General features: G+C 60.6%; 21 protein-coding genes and 1 riboswitch. Of the genes, 7 read left to right on the forward strand and 14 right to left on the reverse strand.

Going from position 1 to position 22,086, the window contains the following annotated elements:
- Positions 1–15 precede the first annotated feature (15 nt).
- On the reverse strand, positions 16–423 hold the full coding sequence (locus ACVVH8_RS27780; RefSeq protein WP_095137509.1) for an acyl-CoA thioesterase: 408 nt from the start codon (positions 421–423) through the stop codon (positions 16–18).
- A 197-nt stretch (positions 424–620) separates the two neighbouring features.
- Positions 621–719, forward strand: a riboswitch (S-adenosyl-L-homocysteine riboswitch).
- Between the two features lie 23 nt (positions 720–742).
- Here ACVVH8_RS27780 and ahcY point away from each other — a divergent pair.
- From ahcY to ACVVH8_RS27800, 4 genes are all read left to right on the forward strand, one after another.
- On the forward strand, positions 743–2,152 hold the full coding sequence (gene ahcY / locus ACVVH8_RS27785; RefSeq protein ID WP_064388105.1) for an adenosylhomocysteinase: 1,410 nt from the start codon (positions 743–745) through the stop codon (positions 2,150–2,152).
- Between the two features lie 191 nt (positions 2,153–2,343).
- Entirely contained in the window at positions 2,344–3,189 is an 846-nt protein-coding gene (metF, locus tag ACVVH8_RS27790; RefSeq protein WP_003229047.1) for a methylenetetrahydrofolate reductase [NAD(P)H], read from the forward strand.
- Between the two features lie 147 nt (positions 3,190–3,336).
- Positions 3,337–4,149 (forward strand): substrate-binding periplasmic protein, encoded by an 813-nt coding sequence (locus ACVVH8_RS27795; RefSeq protein ID WP_475227379.1) that lies wholly within the window; start codon positions 3,337–3,339, stop codon positions 4,147–4,149.
- 221 nt (positions 4,150–4,370) lie between these two features.
- On the forward strand, positions 4,371–6,254 hold the full coding sequence (locus ACVVH8_RS27800) for an RNA helicase RhlE2 (protein ID WP_103304278.1): 1,884 nt from the start codon (positions 4,371–4,373) through the stop codon (positions 6,252–6,254).
- A 261-nt stretch (positions 6,255–6,515) separates the two neighbouring features.
- Here ACVVH8_RS27800 and ACVVH8_RS27805 read toward each other — a convergent pair whose 3' ends face one another.
- From ACVVH8_RS27805 to ACVVH8_RS27815, 3 genes are all read right to left on the reverse strand, one after another.
- Entirely contained in the window at positions 6,516–7,094 is a 579-nt protein-coding gene (locus ACVVH8_RS27805) for a YceI family protein (RefSeq protein ID WP_103304279.1), read from the reverse strand.
- A 31-nt stretch (positions 7,095–7,125) separates the two neighbouring features.
- Complete coding sequence (locus ACVVH8_RS27810) at positions 7,126–7,677, reverse strand: cytochrome b (RefSeq protein ID WP_213026828.1); 552 nt, start codon at positions 7,675–7,677, stop codon at positions 7,126–7,128.
- A gap of 611 nt (positions 7,678–8,288) precedes the next feature.
- Positions 8,289–10,058: a flavin monoamine oxidase family protein gene (locus ACVVH8_RS27815; RefSeq protein ID WP_475227382.1), complete on the reverse strand. Its 1,770-nt coding sequence runs from the start codon at positions 10,056–10,058 to the stop codon at positions 8,289–8,291.
- A 223-nt stretch (positions 10,059–10,281) separates the two neighbouring features.
- Here ACVVH8_RS27815 and ACVVH8_RS27820 point away from each other — a divergent pair, with 223 nt between their 5' ends.
- Both ACVVH8_RS27820 and ACVVH8_RS27825 read left to right on the forward strand, forming a co-directional pair.
- A complete protein-coding gene (locus ACVVH8_RS27820; protein ID WP_103304282.1) occupies positions 10,282–11,688 on the forward strand; it encodes an adenosylmethionine--8-amino-7-oxononanoate transaminase in 1,407 nt (468 codons plus the stop codon).
- 206 nt (positions 11,689–11,894) lie between these two features.
- The gene (locus ACVVH8_RS27825; protein WP_475227384.1) at positions 11,895–12,614 is read left to right on the forward strand and encodes a 16S rRNA (uracil(1498)-N(3))-methyltransferase; all 720 of its coding nucleotides are present in this window, start codon (positions 11,895–11,897) and stop codon (positions 12,612–12,614) included.
- 111 nt (positions 12,615–12,725) lie between these two features.
- Here ACVVH8_RS27825 and trhA read toward each other — a convergent pair whose 3' ends face one another.
- Positions 12,726–13,343: a PAQR family membrane homeostasis protein TrhA gene (gene trhA / locus ACVVH8_RS27830; protein ID WP_103304284.1), complete on the reverse strand. Its 618-nt coding sequence runs from the start codon at positions 13,341–13,343 to the stop codon at positions 12,726–12,728.
- A gap of 142 nt (positions 13,344–13,485) precedes the next feature.
- On the opposite strand from trhA, the gene ACVVH8_RS27835 reads away from it, so the two are divergent.
- Positions 13,486–14,406, forward strand: coding sequence for a LysR family transcriptional regulator (locus tag ACVVH8_RS27835; protein ID WP_475227387.1), 921 nt, complete (start codon positions 13,486–13,488; stop codon positions 14,404–14,406).
- A 116-nt stretch (positions 14,407–14,522) separates the two neighbouring features.
- Here the strand turns inward: ACVVH8_RS27835 and madM are convergent, their stop codons facing one another.
- From madM to mdcA, 9 genes are all read right to left on the reverse strand, one after another.
- Positions 14,523–15,287 (reverse strand): malonate transporter subunit MadM, encoded by a 765-nt coding sequence (madM, locus tag ACVVH8_RS27840; RefSeq protein WP_103304286.1) that lies wholly within the window; start codon positions 15,285–15,287, stop codon positions 14,523–14,525.
- A gap of 1 nt (position 15,288) precedes the next feature.
- Positions 15,289–15,705 carry a malonate transporter subunit MadL gene (gene madL / locus ACVVH8_RS27845; protein ID WP_003229065.1) on the reverse strand — a complete coding sequence of 139 codons (417 nt, stop codon included), beginning with the start codon at positions 15,703–15,705 and terminating at the stop codon, positions 15,289–15,291.
- Positions 15,706–15,771: 66 nt separating this feature from the next.
- Positions 15,772–16,692: a malonate decarboxylase subunit epsilon gene (mdcH, locus tag ACVVH8_RS27850; protein WP_475227389.1), complete on the reverse strand. Its 921-nt coding sequence runs from the start codon at positions 16,690–16,692 to the stop codon at positions 15,772–15,774.
- Entirely contained in the window at positions 16,689–17,309 is a 621-nt protein-coding gene (locus ACVVH8_RS27855) for a malonate decarboxylase holo-ACP synthase (RefSeq protein ID WP_475227392.1), read from the reverse strand. Before ACVVH8_RS27855 ends, mdcH begins: the two co-directional genes overlap by 4 nt.
- Positions 17,303–18,088 carry a biotin-independent malonate decarboxylase subunit gamma gene (gene mdcE, locus ACVVH8_RS27860; RefSeq protein WP_475227394.1) on the reverse strand — a complete coding sequence of 262 codons (786 nt, stop codon included), beginning with the start codon at positions 18,086–18,088 and terminating at the stop codon, positions 17,303–17,305. The genes ACVVH8_RS27855 and mdcE overlap by 7 nt, the downstream gene beginning before the upstream one ends.
- The gene (locus ACVVH8_RS27865) at positions 18,085–18,936 is read right to left on the reverse strand and encodes a biotin-independent malonate decarboxylase subunit beta (RefSeq protein ID WP_475227396.1); all 852 of its coding nucleotides are present in this window, start codon (positions 18,934–18,936) and stop codon (positions 18,085–18,087) included. The genes mdcE and ACVVH8_RS27865 overlap by 4 nt, the downstream gene beginning before the upstream one ends.
- Entirely contained in the window at positions 18,929–19,228 is a 300-nt protein-coding gene (locus tag ACVVH8_RS27870; protein ID WP_103304291.1) for a malonate decarboxylase subunit delta, read from the reverse strand. Before ACVVH8_RS27870 ends, ACVVH8_RS27865 begins: the two co-directional genes overlap by 8 nt.
- On the reverse strand, positions 19,228–20,100 hold the full coding sequence (locus tag ACVVH8_RS27875; protein WP_475227399.1) for a triphosphoribosyl-dephospho-CoA synthase: 873 nt from the start codon (positions 20,098–20,100) through the stop codon (positions 19,228–19,230). The genes ACVVH8_RS27870 and ACVVH8_RS27875 overlap by 1 nt, the downstream gene beginning before the upstream one ends.
- Entirely contained in the window at positions 20,100–21,770 is a 1,671-nt protein-coding gene (mdcA, locus tag ACVVH8_RS27880) for a malonate decarboxylase subunit alpha (protein WP_093429846.1), read from the reverse strand. Before mdcA ends, ACVVH8_RS27875 begins: the two co-directional genes overlap by 1 nt.
- Positions 21,771–22,086: the final 316 nt, after the last annotated feature.

Below are 22,086 nucleotides of genomic sequence, written 5' to 3' on the forward strand. Positions count from 1 at the left end.
GGAGCGCCGCCGATGTCAGTTGCTGACCAGCTCATCTTCCTTGAACTGGTCTTTGACGTACTTGATCTCGGTCCGCCCGTGCGGTGCCGGCAGGCCGTCCTCGCCTAAGTTCACGAAGACCATTTTCTCGACCGTAAGGATGCTCTTGCGGGTGATCTTGTTGCGCACTTCGCAGGTCAGGGTGATCGAGGTGCGGCCGAATTCGGTGGCGGTGATGCCCAGTTCGATGATGTCGCCCTGGCGCGAAGCGCTGACGAAGTTGATTTCGGAGATGTACTTGGTCACCACGCGCTGATTGCCCAACTGCACGATGGCGTAGATCGCCGCTTCTTCGTCGATCCAGCGCAGCAGGCTGCCGCCGAACAAGGTGCCGTTAGGGTTCAGGTCTTCGGGTTTTACCCATTTGCGGGTGTGGAAATTCATGTTCACTCCTGAGCGTTTGCCGAAAGATGGGCGCCATCTTGGCAGACTGATCGGTCATGCTCCATGAGCCTTCTACTATGGTCGCTATTAGCGATCTTCATTTGGCCGACAGAAACCCTTTGGAAGATCAGTCTAGACGGCTATAATCGCCCCCGTTTCAAAACGGTCATCTTCAATTGATACCGTTTTCCCGCCACCTGTCCGAGGGGCGCTGCAGCAGGTTCAACCTGTCAGGCTCGGATGGGGCGTTGACTGGCCTTGGCCGGACACTAAACGCACAACGGCGCCCATTCGCATACATTACGAATGGAGGCTCTTCATGAGCGCTGTTATCACGCCTGCAGATTTTAACGATTACAAAGTTGCCGACATGTCCCTGGCTGCCTGGGGCCGTCGCGAAACCATCATCGCCGAATCGGAAATGCCGGCTCTGATGGGTCTGCGTCGCAAGTACTCCGGCGAACAGCCGTTGAAAGGCGCCAAGATCCTCGGCTGCATCCACATGACCATTCAGACTGCCGTGCTGATCGAAACCCTGGTTGCCCTGGGTGCCGAAGTGCGCTGGTCGTCGTGCAACATTTTCTCCACTCAGGATCAGGCTGCTGCCGCTATCGCCGCTGCCGGTATCCCGGTTTTCGCCTGGAAAGGTGAAACCGAAGAAGAGTACGAGTGGTGCCTGGAGCAGACCATCCTGAAGGATGGCCAGCCATGGGACGCCAACATGATCCTCGACGACGGCGGCGACCTGACTCAGCTGCTGCACGACAAGTACCCACAGGTTCTGGATCGCGTTCACGGCGTGACCGAAGAAACCACCACCGGCGTACACCGTCTGCTGGACATGCTGGCCAAGGGCGAGCTGAAAATCCCGGCCATCAACGTCAACGACTCGGTGACCAAGTCCAAGAACGACAACAAGTACGGCTGCCGTCACAGCCTGAACGACGCGATCAAGCGTGGTACCGACCACCTGCTGTCCGGCAAGCAAGCGCTGGTCATCGGTTACGGTGACGTGGGCAAGGGCTCCGCGCAGTCCCTGCGTCAGGAAGGCATGATCGTCAAGGTTTCCGAAGTTGACCCGATCTGCGCCATGCAAGCGTGCATGGACGGTTTCGAACTGGTTTCGCCGTTCATCGACGGTATCAACGACGGTTCCGAAGCAAGCATCGACAAAGCGCTGCTGGGCAAGATCGACCTGATCGTGACCACCACCGGTAACGTCAATGTTTGCGACGCGAATATGCTCAAAGCCCTGAAGAAGCGCGCCGTTGTCTGCAACATCGGTCACTTCGACAACGAAATCGACACCGCTTTCATGCGCAAGAACTGGGCATGGGAAGAAGTGAAGCCACAGGTACACAAGATCCACCGTACCGGCCCGGGCGCTTTCGATGCGCAGAACGACGACTACCTGATCCTGCTGGCCGAAGGCCGTCTGGTGAACCTGGGCAACGCCACTGGTCACCCGAGCCGCATCATGGACGGTTCGTTCGCCAACCAGGTTCTGGCGCAGATCTTCCTGTTCGGCCAGAAGTACGCCGACCTGTCACCAGCCCAGAAAGCCGAGCGTCTGACCGTTGAAGTACTGCCGAAGAAACTCGACGAAGAAGTGGCCCTGGAAATGGTTCGCGGCTTCGGCGGCGTGGTCACTCAACTGACCAAGCAACAGGCTGACTACATCGGCGTCACCGTCGAAGGCCCGTTCAAGCCGCACGCTTACCGCTACTAAGACAAGAGCAGCTGCGAGCGTCTAGCTTCAAGCGGCAAGCGAGGTCAAAAGCCGAACTTGCCGTGCGAAGCCTGAGGCTCCGCCCCTATTTCAAAACAGTGTCAGGCCGCAAGCTTCAGGCACAAGAGACCGGCGCACCTCCGCTGCTCTTGCAGCTTGAAGCTTGCAGCTTGTAGCTGGAGGCTCCCTCCATGTCCCAAGACCGTCGCTACAGCTTCGAGTTCTTCCCGACCAAGACCGATGCTGGGCATGAAAAGCTGCTCAACGTTGCCCGTCAGTTGGCAACGTACAATCCCGATTTCTTCTCCTGCACCTATGGCGCTGGTGGTTCGACCCGTGATCGCACCCTCAACACCGTTCTGCAACTGGAAAGCGAAGTCAAAGTACCGGCCGCACCGCACCTGTCGTGCGTCGGCGACAGCAAGGACGACCTGCGCGGCCTGCTGAACGAGTACAAGGCTGCCGGCATCAAGCGCATCGTTGCCCTGCGTGGCGACCTGCCGTCCGGCATGGGCATGACCAGCGGTGAGCTGCGTCACGCCAATGAACTGGTTGAATTCATTCGTGAAGAAACCGGCGATCACTTCCACATCGAAGTCGCCGCTTACCCGGAGATGCATCCGCAAGCGCGCAATTACGAAGACGATCTCGCCAACTTCGTGCGCAAGGCCCGCGCTGGCGCCGACAGCGCGATCACCCAGTATTTCTTCAACGCCGACAGCTACTTCTACTTCGTCGACCGTTTGCAGGCGCTGGGTGTGGATATTCCGGTAGTACCGGGAATCATGCCGATCACCAACTACAGCAAACTCGCGCGCTTCTCCGATGCCTGCGGTGCGGAAATTCCGCGCTGGATCCGCAAGCAACTGGAAGCCTACGGCGATGACAGCCAAAGCATTCAGCGCTTTGGTGAGCAAGTTGTCAGCGAGATGTGCGAGCGCCTGCTGCAAGGTGGCGCGCCGGGACTGCATTTCTATTCCATGAACCAGGCTGAGCCTAGCCTGGCGATCTGGAATAACCTGAAGTTACCGCGTTAAGCGTTACAAGCAGGATCAAGAGATCGCAGCCTTCGGCAGCTCCTCCAGGGGTTGTCGTTGCTGCGATTTTTTGCGTTTGAATCCGCGAATTAGAGCTTGTGCGGCCACTTTCTGGCTCTTTCACGTTTCTCGTCGTAATCTCAAGCCATGCCTTTGATCGCGCAGTTATTCACCGTGCTGGTTTTTGCTTGCCTGAGCTTCGCCGCTCGAGGCGAGAAGCTGCGCATTGTCACCGAACCGTGGGCGCCTTATGTCTACGAGGAGAACGGCAAAAACCTCGGGCTCGACTACGAAACCACCGCCATCGTGTTCAAGCGCCTGGGCATTGAAGTCGAATGGCAATTCCTGCCATGGAAACGCTGCCTGTCGATGCTGGAAACCGGTCAGGCCGACGGCGCACTGGATATCTTCCACAGTGACGAGCGCGATGCCACCCTGCTCTACCCCAGCGAACCGCTGTCGGATGTCGAGTTCGTGATGTTCTACGCCAACGATCGACCGCACCCCTTCAGCAACCTCGAAGAACTCAAAGGCCTGACCATCGGCACCTCACCGGGTTATCTGTACAGCCCCGACTTCAGCGAATCGACACTGTTTACCCGCGAACCGGCACCGACCCACGAAGCCAATTTCGGCAAACTGCTGCGTGGACGCATTGACCTGCTGATCACCGACCGCCGCGTCGGCCAGCATTTGCTCGATCAGTTGAATATTCGCGATCAGATCAGCGAAAACCCCACAGTCATTAGCCGTCAGAGCCAGTTTCTTGCGGTTCGGCGCAATGCCGGGATGGATTTGCTGGTGCAGCGTTTCGGTGCCGAGCTCAAGCGATTCAAGCGCGAACCAGCGTACGCCGAGCTGAGCGCACGCTATGGCGCGGCGCCCAACGTTGTCGCACCGCTGGGCAATGCCTCGGCCAACAGTAAAACCGTTGAGCAGCAGGAAAGCAGCGCGCAATGAATGCTCTGTTATACTCCGGCGTTCCCGCCAGGCTCACGCCCGGACGCCCGGAACCGTAACAGGCCTCTCGACCCGCTACAGCGCAGCTTTCAGCCCGCGCGAGCGCTCCTGACGTGCCTTCGGAACCGCAGCAGGACCGGACGGGATTGCGTCCTCTTAAACGTGATTCGCGCCAGGCAAGACTCCCATTGGGCCAAGCCCTAACTAAAACAGGATTACTCATGTCCTTTGCTTCCCTCGGTCTCTCCGAGGCTTTAGTCCGCGCCATCGAAGATGCGGGCTATACCGAGCCTACTCCGGTGCAACAGCGGGCTATTCCCGCCGTGTTGCAAGGTCGCGACCTGATGGTTGCGGCTCAGACAGGTACCGGTAAAACCGGCGGCTTCGCCCTTCCGATCCTGGAGCGGTTGTTCCCCAACGGTCACCCGGACAAATCCCAGCGTCACGGCCCGCGCCAACCGCGCGTCCTGGTCCTGACCCCGACCCGCGAACTCGCGGCCCAGGTACACGAGAGCTTCAAGATCTACGCCCGTGACCTGAAATTCGTCAGCGCCTGCATCTTCGGCGGCGTCGGCATGAACCCGCAGGTTCAGGCCATGTCCCGTGGCGTCGACGTTCTCGTCGCCTGCCCGGGTCGTTTGCTCGACCTCTGCGGCCAAGGCAGCGTTGACCTGTCCCACGTTGAAATCCTCGTCCTCGACGAAGCTGACCGCATGCTCGACATGGGCTTCGTCCACGACGTGAAGAAAGTCCTCGCACGTCTGCCGGCCAAGCGTCAGAACCTGCTGTTCTCGGCAACGTTCTCCAAAGACATCACCGATCTTGCCGGCAAGCTGCTGCATAACCCGGAACGCATCGAAGTGACGCCGCCGAACACCACGGTCGAGCGCATCGAACAGCGCGTGTTCCGTCTGCCGGCCAGCCACAAGCGTGCGCTGCTGGCGCACCTGATCACCGCAGGCGCCTGGGAACAGGTGCTGGTGTTCACCCGCACCAAGCACGGCGCCAACCGCCTGGCCGAGTACCTGGACAAACACGGCCTGCCGGCTGTGGCGATCCACGGTAACAAGAGCCAGAACGCTCGCACCAAAGCCCTGGCCGACTTCAAGGCTGGCGAAGTGCGCATTCTGGTCGCCACCGACATCGCTGCTCGCGGTCTGGACATCGACCAGTTGCCACACGTGGTCAACTTCGAACTGCCAAACGTCGATGAAGATTACGTACACCGCATCGGCCGTACTGGCCGCGCCGGTCGTTCGGGCGAGGCGATTTCGCTGGTCGCACCGGACGAAGAGAAACTGCTGAAAAGCATCGAACGCATGACCAAACAGAAGATTGCCGACGGCGATCTGATGGGCTTCGACTCCAGCACCATCGAGGCCGAGAAGCCTGAAGTGCGCGAACGTCCCGACGTGCGCAACCCGCGCAATTCCCGTGGTCCTCGCGGCGACGGCCCGAATGGCGGCGGCGGTGGCGGCGGTCGTAAAGACAAAGGCAAGGACAAGGGCAAAGAGAAACCTGCCGGCGAACGCGGCGAACGCCCTGCCCGTCAGCAGAAGCCACGCGAAGGTACTCCGGCCCGCGAACAGCGTCCGAGCCAACCGCCACGCGCAGCAGCTGATCGTGCACCGGACGAGTTCCTCGACGACGATATCGATAACTTCGGCAACCGCGTTGACTACGTGCCCAAGCCTGCCCCTGCCGGCGGCCGTGGCCGTCGTCCAGGCGCACCGGCTCAAGGTGCAGGCGCTGGTGCCGGCGCACCACGCGGCGGTCAGCCGCAAGGTCGGCAGAACGGTCCGCGCAACAGCAACGGTTCGAGCACCGGCACCCCGCCGGGCAAACGCAGCGGCCCACGCAATGGTGCGCCGCGTGACGGTCAGTCGGGTCGTCGCGACGACTCCGCCTCGTCCTCGCGCAACCGTCGTCCGGCCCGTGACGATCAGCCACGCAGCGAACCGGCAGTGCAGAACCCGCGCAGCACCGGCCCGAAGATCATGCACAAGGAGTCGAAGGCTGATCGCTTCCCGACACCTGAGCAGCTCGATCAACTGCCAAGCCGTCCGCGTGGCGAAAAACCAGCCTTGCTGACCCGCAATCGCTGAGTTGACGCCGCATTGAAAAATGCCCCGCCTCGAAAGAGTCGGGGCATTTTTTATGGCGCCACAAATACCCCTGAATCACCGCATCTCCCCTGTGGGAGCGAGCCTGCTCGCGAAAGCGGTCATTCAGCCAACATCATTGCTGACTGACCCGCCGCCTTCGCGAGCAGGCTCGCTCCCACAGGGGATGTGTGTATGTGTCGCAGGCAATAAAAAACGCCCCCGGTCTTTCGATCGGGGGCGTTTTTATGTGGCCGGGGAAAGTTATTTAACTTTCACACCTTCCAGCGAGATGTCCAGGTCCGCGGTTTGCGAGGAAGGACCTGGGCCCTTGATCCCGAAATCGTTCAGGTTAAGCGTGGTCTTGGCGTTGAAGCCAGCACGTTCGCCGCCCCATGGATCCTTGCCTTCGCCGTTGAACGTGGCCTTGAAGGTCACAGGCTTGGTCACACCGTGCAGGGTCAGGTCACCGGTCACGTCAGCGGTCTTGTCACCGGTCGACTTGACGGCGGTGGAGACGAACTTGGCGTCAGCGAATTTGCCCACGTCGAGGAAGTCTTTGCTGGCGATGTGCTTGTCACGCTCGGCATGGTTCGACCACAGGCTGGCGGTTTTCACGTCAACGGCAATCTTGCTGGCTTCAGGCTTGGCCGAATCCCACGAGAAAGTACCGTCGAAGTCTTTGAACGTACCGTGAATGAAGCTGTAACCCAGGTGGCTGATTTTCCAGTCAACGAAGGCGTGCTGGCCTTCCTTGTCGATTTTGTAATCCGCAGCCATGGCCTGACCAGCCGAGAGCAGTGCAGAACCGATTGCCAGAGCGGCCAGAGTCTTTTTCAACATGCTTTCTTTTCCTTTGAGTCGAGGTTGAACTTCAGGCTTTGCGACCGAGCATTCGCGTCAGGGTCGCATCACGATCGATAAAGTGGTGCTTCAATGCTGCCAACGCATGGAGACCGGAAAAAATTACCAGCGCCCACGCCAGCCAGAGATGAATCACCCCAGCGGTATCTGCCTGATCCGGTAGCCCGGAGACCAGTGCAGGAACTTCAAACAGGCCAAACACCGGAATCCCGACACCGTCTGCGGTGGAAATCAGGTATCCGGCAATCATCACAGCGAACAACGCGAGGTACAGAAACCCGTGGCCGAACTTGGCGCCGATGCGGGTCATGCGGCTGTAGCTTTGCAGCGTCGGCGGCGGTGGGCTGATAAAGCGCCACACAACCCGCAAGACCATCACACCGAGCAGCACCAGACCGATGCTCTTGTGCAGATCCGGCGCGTCTTTGCGCCAGGTACTGTAGTAATCCAGCCCGACCATCCACAGACCCAACGCGAACAGCCCGAAGACCACCAGCGCCACGCCCCAGTGCATGAAGATGCTGACCCAACCATAGCGCGAAGAAGAGTTACGTAGCTGCATTGCCCAAATCCTGTGAGAACTGCGAACCAAGACTAGCGAGTTATCTATCGAATTAAAGCGGAAAATTTCGCTTTGAAATATCGAGAAATACGATCAAGAGTCTGAAAGTAGTGAATTAAGGAAGGATTAAAGGTGATTTCGACGTGGTGTGTCTGGACAAATGATCGTTGCTGAATTCTCGGGTGCCTGCACAAGCCCAAGCAAAGTGGCTGAGGGAAACTGCCGAACGGGAAAGCGTTCTTCAAGTAACCGGCCCCTATTCATGGCTGATTAGTTATGAAGTACCGCCGGCGGTTGCAGACAATCGGCGCTGTAGGGATCTATCTGACATTTATGCGCGAGCTCAGAACTATAACCGCCAGGAAAGAAATGCCCGTTGGAGCAACCGGGAAGTGCAATCAGCAAAAGCATGAGCGTGAACGTTTTCATCGAATGCCTCCTATTTTTCCCAGCATAGAATTGGCGCTGGGGCACCCGCTATCACCTCACTCTGAGTACTTTGTGGGAAGGCTCCGGTACACAAGTAGGCCTCGTGACCGGATGGCGAAGGACAAAAATGCAGGGCAAAAAAAAACGCGACCCGAAGGCCGCGTTTTTATGGGAGCAAAGGCTTACTGCGCCTTGGTCTCAGTCGCTGCAGCAGGCTTGGCTGCTGGCTTCTTCGCCGGTTCAACCTTCTTCGCTGCCGGTTTCGCCGCAGGCTTTTTCACTTCGGTTTTAGCCGCAGGCTTCTTCGCCGCTGGCTTGGCCGCCGCTTTCTTCGCAGGCTCGGCTTTCACCGGAGCGGCAGGCTTCGGTGCTTCCACCGGAGCTGGCGCAGGTGCCGGGGTCGGCGCAGGCGCTGGAGCGACCGGAGCTGGAGCCGGCTCTGGCGCTTTCACAGGCTCAGGCTTCTTCTCGTCATCCGAACCACCAAACAGATTGCTGAAGAAGTTGCCCTTCTTCGCTGCCACGGCACCCGCCGCGCCTGCCGCTGCTGCGGCCGGCACCACTTTCGCCGGTTCAAACGATTTGCCAGCTGCCAGATCTTCAACCTGACTGGCGGCACGCTGACCGGTGCGCAGCGCGCCTTCCAGTGTGCCCGGGTACAAGGTGTCGGTGTGTTCGCCGGCGAACGCTACGCGTTGCAGCGGACGTTCCCAGATACGCCAGAACTTGCTGATCTGGCCCGGGCCGTAAGCCAGGTAGGCGCCGCCCATCGACGGGTCGGTGCTGTAGCGACGGATTTCATAACCGGTGAACGAGCCACGGGCCTGTGGATAAAACGCGTGCAGACGGATCAGCACCTGATCGACCATCTGCTTGTCGCCAAACGCCTGCATCACACGGGCGTTGTCGCCAGAGAGGTTGATCACCACGTTGGCGCCACCCTTCAGCGCTGGCTCGATCCAGAGCATGCCCAGACCGGCGTTGCTGTAAATCTCGCCGGACATGCGCGCCTTGCTTTCCCACACCGGAGTCTTGAACTTCAGCATGATCTGGTCGCGCCAGCCGTAGTTGGTGCCCTTGATCGCGGCCAGGTGCTGAGCGTCCAGCGCCGGGGTCAGCGCAATCTTGTTCAGCGCGCGCAGTGGCACGGCCAGCACCACGTAGTCGGCCTGGTAGCCAACACTGCCGACTTTGACGGTCACGCCGTCCTTGTCCTGAGTGATGGCCGAGACCGGCGAGTTGGTCTTGATGGTCTTGATCTGTTTGACGAACGCCTGCGCCAGCACCTGGCTGCCGCCGACCAGACGCGAAGCGCGCAGGTCACGGTCGGAGATGCCACGATAGACGCGGTTCTGCTGAGCGAAATACAGCAGCGACAGGCGCGAAGGCTCGTCGTAATGAGTGCGGATATCCTGGTTGATCAACTGACGCGCCGTGGCCGGCAGGTTCTGCTTGTCGAGCCAGCTCGACACGTTGATCTGATCCAGTGCGTGCAGCGTGTTGGTCGCCGCCGGGTTTTGCGGGTCATCAATCGAACGCGCCAGATCGTCGAGGGTTTTCTGATAGCGCTTCAAGGCATCGGCGGTGGCCGGTTGCTTGGTCGCCAGATCAGCAGCAGAGAAATACTCGCCGTCGATCAGATAACCCGGCGTCCGCACGAATTCCGGCGCTGGCGTGGTGCCCAGCTTGAAAGTCGAAACGTACTTGTTCAGCACCGGCTGGGTCTTGTCGTTGCCGATCCACTCGCTGGTGGCCATGCCCGAGCGACCGCCCAGACTTGGCTTGGCTTCCAGCAGCGTGACCTGCCAGCCTTTGTTTTGCAGTTCGTAAGCGGCGGTCAGGCCCGACAGGCCGCCGCCGATCACGATTGCGGTTTTATCCTTGGCCAGCGCCGTAACGCTGAACAGCCCCAACATCACCAGCGCACAGGCGCGCAGCCAACCGACAGACATTCAGCGAACTCCGGAAAAACACGTAGGAAAAAGCAGTTTTGCGGGTCAGACGACCCAAAGAACCGCGAAGAATACGTCAGCCATCAAAACGCCGCCAGCGACGTCTATCGGCCCATACAAAGTAGCTCAATCGACACAATGGGTTGTCCCGACGCGATGCATTGCATAGGCTTGCGCGATTGTTTGCCCGCGCCAGACGCGAGCCGCCTCGAGGAGACTGTAAATGGGCCTGAATAACCAGTGGATGCAACGCGATCTCGCGGTGCTGTGGCATCCCTGCACCCAGATGAAAGACCACGAACAGCTGCCGCTGATCCCGATCAAGCGCGGTGAAGGCGTCTGGCTCGAAGACTTCGAAGGCAAGCGCTACCTCGACGCGGTCAGCTCGTGGTGGGTCAATGTGTTCGGCCACGCCAACCCGCGCATCAACCAGCGCATCAAGGATCAGGTCGATCAACTGGAACACGTGATTCTGGCTGGCTTCAGCCATCAACCGGTGATCGAGTTGTCCGAGCGTCTGGTGAAGATGACGCCCGAGGGCCTGAACCGGGTGTTCTACGCCGATAACGGGTCGTCCTGCATCGAAGTCGCGCTGAAAATGAGCTTTCACTACTGGCTCAATCGCGGCCAGCCGGCCAAGAAGCGCTTTGTCACTCTGACCAACAGCTACCACGGCGAAACCATGGCGGCGATGGCGGTCGGCGACGTGCCGCTGTTCACCGAGACCTATAAAGCGCTGCTGATGGACACCATCAAGGTGCCGAGCCCGGATTGCTACGGGCGCCCTGAAGGTATGAGCTGGGAAGAGCACTCGCGCAATATGTTCGCGGCCATGGAGCAAACCCTGGCCGAGCATCATGACAGTGTTGCGGCAGTGATCGTCGAACCGCTGATTCAAGGCGCCGGCGGCATGCGCATGTATCACCCGGTGTATCTGAAACTGCTGCGCGAGGCCTGCGACCGCTACGGCGTGCATTTGATCCTCGACGAAATCGCCGTCGGCTTCGGCCGTACCGGGACGATGTTTGCCTGCGAGCAGGCCGGCATCCGTCCGGACTTCCTCTGCCTGTCCAAGGCCCTGACCGGTGGTTACCTGCCGCTGGCGGCGTGCCTGACCACCGACGAGGTTTACAGCGCGTTCTACGACGACTATCCGACACTGCGCGCCTTCCTCCATTCGCACAGCTACACCGGCAATCCGCTGGCGTGCGCGGCGGCGTTGGCGACGCTGGATATCTTCGAGCAGGACAATGTGATCGAGAACAACAAGGCACTGGCTCAGCGCATGGCCTCGGCGACGGCGCATCTGGTCGATCACCCGAACGTCTCTGAAGTGCGCCAGACCGGCATGGTGCTGGCCATCGAGATGGTCAAGGATAAAGCCACGAAAGAGGCCTACCCTTGGCAGGAGCGCCGTGGCTTGAAGGTGTTCCAGCATGCGCTGGAGCGTGGCGCGTTGCTGCGGCCGCTGGGCAGCGTGGTGTATTTCCTGCCGCCGTACGTGATCACCCCCGAGCAGATCGACTTCCTCGCCGAAGTCGCCAGCGAAGGTATCGACATTGCTACGCGTGACAGTGTCAGCGTGGCGGTGCCGAAAGACTTTCACCCCGGTTTCCGCGATCCGGGTTGATCTCCATCTAAAGGTTTGAGAAGAACCCTGTGGTGAGGGGATTTATCCCCGATGGGTGGCGAAGCCGCCCCAATCCCGGATCGCACATTTCAACTGAAGAACTCGGTTGCTGATTTAGGGGGTGCTCCGCGCCCCATCGGGGATAAATCCCCTCGCCACAAAACTCTGCATACAGCAAGTACGCGCCAATTTTTTAGAGACCCGAAATGAGACTGTCCCGCTTCTTTATCGACGCCCCCCTGAGCACTGGCGAACACGAACTGCCGGAAGCCCAGGCGCATTACATCAGCCGCGTGCTGCGCATGGCCGAGGGCGATGCGGTGCAGCTGTTCGACGGCTCCGGTCATGAGTTTCGCGGATCGCTGGTAGAAGTCGGCAAGAAACGCGTCGTCGTGCAGATAGACGAACAATTGCCCGGCCAGGTCGAATCGCCGCTGCAGATCCACCTCGGCCAGGGCCTTTCCCGTGGCGAGCGGATGGACTGGGCGATCCAGAAAGCCACCGAGTTGGGCGTGAATGAAATCACCCCGATCTTCAGCGACCGCTGCGAAGTCCGCCTGAAGGACGAACGCGCCGACAAACGCCTGCTGCACTGGCGTCAGGTGGCGATCAGCGCTTGTGAGCAATGCGGGCGTTCGCGGGTGCCGGTGATTCATCCGCCGGTGCTGTTGGCGGACTGGATCAAACAGACCGAAGCCGAGTTGAAACTGGTGTTGCATCCGGTTGCCCAGCCGATGGTGAGCCATGCCAAACCGGCGACGTTGGCGTTTCTGATCGGGCCTGAGGGTGGGCTGACGGATGCTGAGGTTGAGCAGGCCAAGGGCAACGGCTTCCATGCCGCCCGCCTCGGCCCGCGAGTGTTGCGCACCGAGACCGCGCCGGTGGTTGCACTGGCGGTGGCCCAACAACTTTGGGGTGATTTCTAGGACGCCATCGCTGGCAAGCCAGCTCCCACAGGTGCTTCGTTGATCAAAAATTTTGTGAACAACACTGACCCCTGTGGGAGCTGGCTTGCCAGCGATTGGCAGCGCCTCGGTCTACAGGACGTAAAACATAATCGCCACAAAGTGCAGCAGGCTCCCGGCGATGACGAACAGATGCCAGATCCCGTGCGCATGCCGCAACCGGTGGTCCAGGGCAAAAAAGATAATCCCCACGGTGTACAAAACCCCACCGGTTGCCAGCCAGGCAAACCCGATGGTGCCCAGCGCCGCAATCAATGGCTTGACCGCCACCAATACGATCCAGCCCATCACCGCGTAGATCACGATCGACAGAATCCGCGCCTCGGAACGCGGTTTGATCTCCTGCAAAATCCCGATCAGCGCCAGCCCCCAGACAATCCCGAACAACGTCCAGCCCCACACCCCGCGCAAGGTCACCAGACAGAACGGCGTATAACTGCCGGCAATCAAAAGGTAGATCGAAAAGTGATCGACCTTCTTCATGATCGCTTTTTTGCGCCCGCGCACGCTGTGGTACACGGTCGATGCGCTGTAAAGCACCAGCAGGGTGAAAGCGTAAATCGCCACACTGACAATCTTCCACGGACTGCCATCCAGGCTGGCGATCACCAGCATCCACACCCCGCCGATAAAAGCCGCCACCGCCCCGACCAGATGGGTCCAGGCGTTCAATCGTTCTCCGTGATACATGTATCGCTCACCTCAATATTCATTACCGCAGCGCGCAAGGCTCGGGCCTTGAGCGTAAAAGCGCAATGTTTCTGTTCAACGCGAACCTGCGCGTGCCCGGTTAATTGGGCACAATCGGCCGATACCAAAAAGAGTCCGCGCCATGCTGATCGACGAAGAATTGACCCTGAAAAAACTCGAGGTGTTCCTCGCCTTCATGCGCACCGGCAATCTGGCCCGCGCCGCTGCCGAGTTGCAGACCAGCAATGTCAGCGTGCATCGCGCGATTCACTCGCTGGAGAACGCCCTGCGTTGTCCGCTGTTCAAGCACGAAGGCCGCAACCTGACACCACTGGAAAGCGCTTATGTGCTGGAAGAACGCGCACAGAAGCTGATTCAGGACGTGGTCGAAAGCGTACGCCTGACCCGCGAAGCCGCCGGGTTCTCCGCTGAACGTTTCAAGCTTGGCTCGTTGTATTCGCTGACGGTGAAGACCGTACCGCAACTGATCATGGGCCTGAAGATCCGCCGCAGCGAACTCAACATCGACCTGATCCTCGGCTCGAACATTGACCTGCTCTACAAGCTGAAGAACATGGAAGTCGACGCGATTCTGGTGTCGCTGGACGACAGCATCAACGACCCGGACTGCGAGCAGATCCCGCTGTTCTCCGATGATATTTTCCTCGCCACCCCGGCGGATTCAAAGTTCGCGCAACGCAGCGAAGTCGATCTGGCCGAGGTGCGCGATGAAACTTTCATCACATTGACCCAGGGTTTTGCCACCCATCAGGACGGCAACCGGGTGTTCAAGCAGGCGGGCTTCGAACCGAAAGTGGCGATGCAGGTGAATGACATCTTCACGCTGCTGAGCATGGTCAGTTCGGGGGTGGGTTATGCGTTACTGCCGGGGCGGATTGCAGCGGTGTATGAGAATCGGGTGAAGCTGATTCCGTTGCAGGAGAAGTATCGGTTGCAGCAGCACATTGGCGTGGTGTTCTTGAAGGCCAAGGAGAGGGATCCGAACTTGCTGGCGTTGTTGGCGGAGTGTCGGATGTATGCCAATCGGCAGATCACCCCATGATCGTTCCCATGCTCCGCGTGGGAATGCCTCAATGGACGCTCCGCGTCCGCTTTGGGACGCAGAGCGTCCCGGGCTGCATTCCCACGCAGAGCGTGGGAACGATCAGTGAGAGAGGCTCAGCCCACAATCCCGCGAACAATGAAGAACAACAACGAAGGCCCAAGCAAACACCCAAGCCCGGTATGGAACGTAGCCGTCAACGCCCCATAAGGCACCAACCGCCGATCCGTCGCCGCCAGCCCAGCCGTCACCCCGCTCACCGTCCCGGCCAACCCGCCAAACACCATCGCCGAACGCGGGTTATCCAGGCCCATCCAGCGCGCCGCGACCGGCGTGCCGACCATCACCAGAATCGCCTTGATCAACCCGGTGGCAATCGACAGCGCCATCACATCCGAACTCGCACCAATCGCCGCCCCCGTCACCGGCCCGACGATGTAAGTCACCGCGCCCGCGCCAATGGTGGTCATGCTCACCGCATCGCGATAACCGAACGCCCAGGCCATGCTCGCGCCGACAATGAACGGCAGGATCGTACCGAGCAGCAGCGCAATCACACCAATCATCCCGGCCTTCTTCGCCTCGGTCGCCTGCACTTCGAACGCGGTGGCGACGATCGCGAAATCACGCAACATCGCCCCGCCCATCAGGCCGATACCGGAGAACAGCGTCAGATCCGCCAGGCCCTTCTGCCCGCCAGTCATGGTGCCGCCGACCCAGGCCAATACCAGACCAATGACAATGGCAATCGCCGAGCCGTGAATGCGCCCGAACGTAAGACGTTTCGAGAGAATCACCGACACCCACATGATCACGCCGACGAAGGCGAAAGCAGTGACCAGACCGTTGTGTTCCAGACCGTTTTCAATGAGTGCCCACATGTCAGCGACCTCCTACCGGGGTGCCGACCGGAGTGACTTCCACCGGTTCGTCGGGCAATGGCTCGCCCTTATGGGTGCGGCTGATCAAGGCAATCGTGCAACCACACACCACCACCGAACCGATTGCCGCCAGCACCGCCACCGGTCCGCCGTGCAGGGCGGTGACGACGTTTTGTTGCGCAGCCATCGCCACCACCACCGGAATATACATCGCGCCCCAGAAGCCGACGCCCATCTCGCAATCCTTGGTCATGCCACCGCGCTTCTGCATCCACAACCGCGCGCAGATCAACAGGATCATGGCGATGCCGACCCCGCCGACATTGGATTTGACGCCCAGCAGCACACCGAGCATGTCACCCATGATCACCCCTGCCAGCGTACAGATCGCCAACAGCGCCACACCGTAAATAATCATTGTTGTAGTCCTCAAAGTGCATCGTCGAATGTTGTTTTTGTTGTTCGAAGCCTGAGTCGCGGCGGTTTAGAGTTGGCGGCTTCCCTCCTCACGCAACAGCGCCTGCAAGGTGTCGAGCCGCGCACTGTCGAAGGCAGTGACTGTGCCCGATTCGAACACCCGGCGCGCCAGCCCGGTCAGCACCGCACCGGGCGGCAGTTCGATCTGTAACCGTACACCGCGCTCGTAAGCGCTTTGCACGGTGCCGCGCCAGTCCACCACGCGGCACATGTTGAAAGCGAGGTCGTCGCGTAGCGCTTCGCGCTTGATGACCGGACGCGCACGACTGCCGCTCAGGTAAGCAATTTTTGGGGCTTTCAGTTCTACCTTGGCGAAGGCTTCGGCAAGGGTTTGCGCCGGTTTTTCCAGCAGCGGGCAGTGCGACGGCACACTCACCGCCAGACGCTTTGCCAGACCGGCACCACGGCCGCGCGCCAGTTCGGCGACCGCTTGCATCGCCTCGTCGCTGCCGGCAATGACGACCTGGTTATCGGCGTTGATGTTGGCCAGGTACACCGGCGTAGCTTCGCTGTGCACCTGCGCCAGCAGCGTTTCGACGGTGGATAACTGCAGACCGATGATTGCGGTCATGCCATAGCCCTGTGGATAAGCCTGCTGCATCAGCTCGCCACGCAGGCTGACCAGATGCAACGCATCGCTGAAGCTCAATGCACCCGCAACCACCGCTGCCGGGTAAGCACCGATGGACAAACCGGCGACGTAATCCGCCGTGAGTCCGTCCTGCAACAACTGCCGTGAAGCCGCGACCCCGGCGATCAGCAGACAAAGCTGCACCGCCCTCGTTGTGCGCAGCGCCTCGGCAGAGTCAAGCAACCGCACATCTTCACCGAGTACATCACTGGCCTCGGTCAACGTTTCTCCAGGCAAACGCTGGAGCATGCCTGCTTGCTGCGCGCCCTGGCCGGGAAACACCAGCAGACTGCTCACGCTGCCTGCTCCTGCGGATTCCACGGATCGGCGACCAGACAGGCCTGATCGACGTTTTTCAGCAGCACCCGTGCCGAACCGCTGGCCCACTCGCGCAGGGCCACAGCACCGAACGGCGTCTGCAATTGCATGTCGACCCGGCACAAGACCTGATCGAACAACGCGACCAGTTTTCGTGCCTGATTACGGGTGAGCAGTTGCGGGGTACGCAGGATCAGATCGAGATCACTGGCCGCGTGCATCGCTTTAAAACCACTGGCCAGTTCAAACCCGACGCTGCCGCTGACACCCCAGACCCAACCGCAGTCATCAAGCATCGGCCGCAGTTGCTTGAGCGCCAGCATGACCGGTAAATCGCGCTCGCAATCGACATGACACAGCGCTTCGGGGCTAACCCGACAGGCAATCGAATCGAGCGTCATAAAAGCCGCCAGCCGCTGCTCGCGCAACACACCGCGCACGCCCACGGCCACAAAACCCTCGGTGCACAAGGCTCGGCGCACCACCACCGGTTGCCCGGCGGCCAGCGACTCGACTGCCCACAGCGGCGCATCCGCCGGCAACTGCGCAGGCGTCATGCCCCAGAGCAGGTCGTGGGCCAGAGGCGTTTTCACCACTGCGCCCTCAGCAACTCACGGACTTTGCTGGAGGCTGCACGATTTTTTGCGCCGAGGCGATTGCTCAGATCAGTGTTGGAGATATCGCCGATGGCTTGCTTCACACACTCGTTAACCCTTGATAGATCTTCCGCCGTCGGCTGTTCGATCTGCTGCACCGACAAGGTTTCCCAGAGCAATCCGAGGCTGGCATAGCTGTCGATGTCGTAAGCCATCGGCGGCACACTGGCGGCCAGTGCTTCCAGCTCTTCGACACTGCGCAAGGTCACCCGCGCTGCCGACGCCTTGCCCATCGCATGCACCATCACCCCCGGATCGCGCAGCGCTATCAAGCGGTTGGCCTGATAACCATGAGCGAGAAACGCCCCGGACATGGCCTTGCCCACCAGCAACGCAATCACCGGATGCCCGGCCAAACGCGCGCGGGCATAGCTGTCCGCAGCGCCGGCCAAAGCCTGATGGATGCCGAGGGCTTCTTCGCGGCGACCATAAGCCTGACTCGGTACGTCGACGATGGCGATGATCGGGCGCTTGTGCGTTTTGTCACGGTCAGCGCTGATTGCATCATCCACAGCCTTGGCCAGACCCCAGCCTTCGAGCAAACCGACTTCGCCATTGCGGGCACGTGGGAAACGGTTGTCCGGGTCAGCGACCACGGCGATAAAACGCCCCAACTCACAGTCAGCGACCCTCAACGAGGCCGGCAGCCCTTCGACCGCGACAGCACCAGCGCTCAAGGCGATGAACCAGTTCAAACCGCGCAGTGAATAACCGCTCATGAGCGCTCTCCTTGATACAGATCGCGAACCACCGACGGTTCGATTTGCTGGTCAGTGTTCAAACTGCTCAGGCGTTGCAGAAACCATTCGGCGCGTTGACTGCGCGGCTGCGCCGACAAACCTTGCTGAAGCAATTCGCCGACCTGCTGACGAATCTGCGCCACATCATCGGCGACATAACGATCCACCAAGCCGCTGGCGAAACGCTGCTCGCCACCGGTCAGGCTCCAAATGAACGGGCGGTCGCGGGAGTCGTATTCTTCGATCCCGGCTTCCTGCTCAATCACCTGCGGGCCGTTCAAACCGAGACGCGCTTCCTGAGTCACCAGCAAATAACTGCAAAGCGCGGCGGCAATCGACATGCCGCCGAAACAGCCGACGCTGCCCGCCACCACACCGACCACCGGTTGGTACCGCTGCAAATCGACAATCGCCGCATGAATATCAGCAATTGCCGCCAAACCGAGGTTGGCTTCCTGCAAGCGCACGCCACCGGTTTCCAGCAGCAACACCGCGCGAGTAGGAATGCCTTTACGGTTGTCCTCAGCGGCCAGTTCCAGCGCACCGGCAATCTTCGCCCCGCCGACCTCGCCAAGGCTGCCGCCCTGGAAAGCGCCTTCAATCGCGGCAATCACCACCGGCAAACCGTCGAGGCTGCCCTTGGCGATCACCACGCCGTCATCGGCTTGCGGCACCACGCCCTGGCGTTCGAGCCACGGCGACATGACGCGTTGAAACGGGTCAAGCAGTTCGCGGAAGGTCCCGGCATCGAGCAAGGCTTTCGCCCGTTGCCGCGCACCGAGTTCGACGAAGCTGTGTTTGTGCAAAAGCGCTGCGCTGTCAGTCATGGCCGATCTCCTCGAAACCTTGTTCCAGACGCAGACGCACCACGCCGGGTGTCGCGCCGAAATCGTGGATATCGATGGCCATGGCCGGCGGCGTGGTGCCGTCGAACATCCGCGCAAACAGATGCTGCCAACGCAACTGCGCACCGTTGACCGAGGTCTGCACGTTGATCGTCAGCTTGCCGGCCGGGCCCGGTTCGATCAGCACTTCCAGATCGCCCGAGCCGACACAACCAACCAGCGCGCGCCCGCGTGGCGGCTGCCCGGCGGGGAATTCAAAGGATAAGGTTTCCATCAAAACGCTCCCTGAAGGATGCCGTCGCGCTCGATACGGTCGAGCAGCAGCGTGGCGGCGAGCAAGTCGGCGGCGCCACCGGGCGAGGCATTCAATGCGATGAGTTGTTGATCCAGTTCGTGCAGGCGCCGACGGCCGCTGAGGCTGGCGCTGCCACCGGCGTCGAGCACTGCTTGCGCGCCGTGTTGCATGGCGTGCAGGCCTTGTTCGCCAGCGCGATAGAGCACGCAGGTGTCGGCCAGGTCAGTCATGATTGCGAGCAAGGCGTCGAGTCGGGCGTTCTGTTCGCCATGCCCGGCGGTGCGGCTTTTTTTCAGTTGCGGCAGGCCACGTTGCAGCACGGACGGGAAGCCGAGTTGCGCTTCCTCACGGGCGCCGCGAGCGCCGTAACGCAGGGCGACCTGGGCGCCGTGGCTCAGTGGTTGGGGTGCGTAACGGTCATCCAGCAAGGCCAGACGTGCGGCGCGCAGGGAGACTGCGTTGGCGCGGGAGGATTGCGGTTCCAGCGCAGCAGCAGTGACCAAAAGCCCCAACGCCCAGATCGCCCCGCGATGAGTGTTTACGCCATTGGTGGTGGCGAGCATGGCTTGCTCGCCTTCACGACCGATGCGGCCAATCGCTTCGCGCAACGTTGAATTTACTTCACCGATTTCAACCGCCGCTTCAGACATTTCCTTGAACGCCGGCCATAACGACAGCGCCGAAGCGTGCATCAGGCCCAGGTGCAAATCGGTGTGCGCGCCGTTGCCACGCCGGTCGACCAGTGCCGGTTTCGGCGACAGATCCGCTTCGTCGATCAACGCGTCCACCGCCAGATCGGCCAATCGATCAGCCAGGGACAGCGGTTTCGCTTGCAGGTTAAGTGCGTGCATTACCAGCTCCTGAATTTGGCGGGCGGGTTGTACAAGCCACCCGACCACTCGACCAGATCAGCCACGCTTTTCGCCGCGAGCAATTCGCGGGTGGCGTCAGTGCGGCGGATGCCAAGGTCTTCGGGCAAGGCGATCAGGCCTTCGCGGCGCATGCGTTCGGTGTCTTTCGGGTTGTGGCGCAGGCCTATGGCGGTGACGCCCGCTACGGCGGCGATCATCGCCTGACGCTCTTCCAGCGAACGCGCCTTGTACAGGTAGGCGATGCCTTCTTCGGTGAGCAGGTGGGTGACGTCGTCGCCGTAGATCATGATCGGCGCCAGCGGCATGCCGCTTTTCTTCGCCACTTCCACCGCGTCGAGGGTTTCGACGAAGGTCGGTTTGCCGCCCTCCTGAAAGGTCTCGACCATTTGCACCACGAGTTTCTTGCCGCGTTCGAGCATCGGTTGCTGCGAGTCGTCGTGACGCATATCGAGCCATGCCGGGGTGCCGTGACGGCGCCCGCGCGGGTCATGGCCCATGTTCGGCGCACCGCCGAAACCGGCGAGACGGCCACGGGTAACGGTCGAGGAATGGCCATCGCCATCGACCTGCAGCGTCGCGCCGATGAACAGATCCACCGCGTACTGCCCGGCCAGTTGGCAGAACATCCGGTTGGAACGCAGCGAGCCGTCGCGGCCGGTGAAGAACACGTCGGGGCGGGCGGCGATGTAGTTTTCCATGCCCAGTTCAGTGCCGAAGCAATGCACGCTTTCGACCCAGCCGCTCTCGATCGCCGGGATCAGCGTCGGGTGCGGGTTGAGGGTCCAGTTGCGGCAGATCTTGCCTTTGAGGCCGAGGGATTCGCCGTAAGTCGGCAGGATCAGTTCGATGGCGGCGGTGTTGAAACCGATGCCGTGGTTGAGCGACTGCACGTTGTGTTTTTCGTAGATCCCGCGAATCGCCATCATCGCCATCAGCACATGCACAGGCTTGATGTGCCGTGGGTCGCGGGTGAACAACGGTTCGATGTAGAACGGCTTGTCGGCGACCACGACAAAATCGACCCATGAGGCCGGGATATCGACGCGGGGCAGTTCGCTGACGTCGTCGACCAATTGGTTGACCTGGACGATGACGATGCCGTCGCTGAACGCGGCCGGTTCGATCAGTGCGGGAGTGTCTTCGGTACTCGGGCCGGTATAGATGTTGCCGGCGCGGTCGGCCATGAAACCGGCCGAGAGCACGACGTTGGGGATCAGGTCCACCACCAGCCGCGCATAGAGTTCGATGTAGGTGTGGATCGCGCCAATTTCCAGCAAGCCGTCTTCGAGCAACTGGCTGATGCGCAGGCTCTGGGTGCCGGCGAAAGAGAAATCGAGCTTGCGGGCGATGCCGCGTTCGAACAGATCAAGGTGCTCGGAGCGACCGACGCTGGGCATGATCATGTGCAGGTCGTGGAGCTTTTCCGGGTCGGCCTTGGCCAGCGAGCGCGAGAGGAAATCCGCCTGCTTCTGGTTGTTTCCCTCCAGCACCACACGGTCGCCGGGATGGATCAGCGCTTCGAGCGCGGCGACGATCTTGTCGGTGGGCAACACCACACCGTCGGCCAGCCCGCGCACCTTGTCGAGACGCCGCTGCTTCTCGTCACGCCGCCGCGTCCAGCGCGAGTCGGGGGAAATTGTTGTTGTCATGCTCACTCCACGGGGTTCGCTGTCGTGGAGCAAAGTTAGGCGTGTGGGGTTGGAGCATCAATCAAGCGCAGTGGTGAATCATTACGCTGAGCGTAACGTTCACCGCCGCCTTCGCGAGCAGGGTCGCTCCCACAGGGGATTTCTATCGTCCGCGAAAACCGGGGGGCACTGAAGATCTAATGTGGGAGCGAGCCTGCTCGCGAAGAGGCCAGCCCAAGCGGCGTAAGTTCTGGATAAGTCCGCCGATGAGTCAGGGGGTTGGCCGGCAGGAAGTTGCTGATGCCACTGGCCCCATCGCTGGCAAGCCAGCTCCCAC

The organism is Pseudomonas trutticola BRTCR10, from assembly GCF_056155105.1.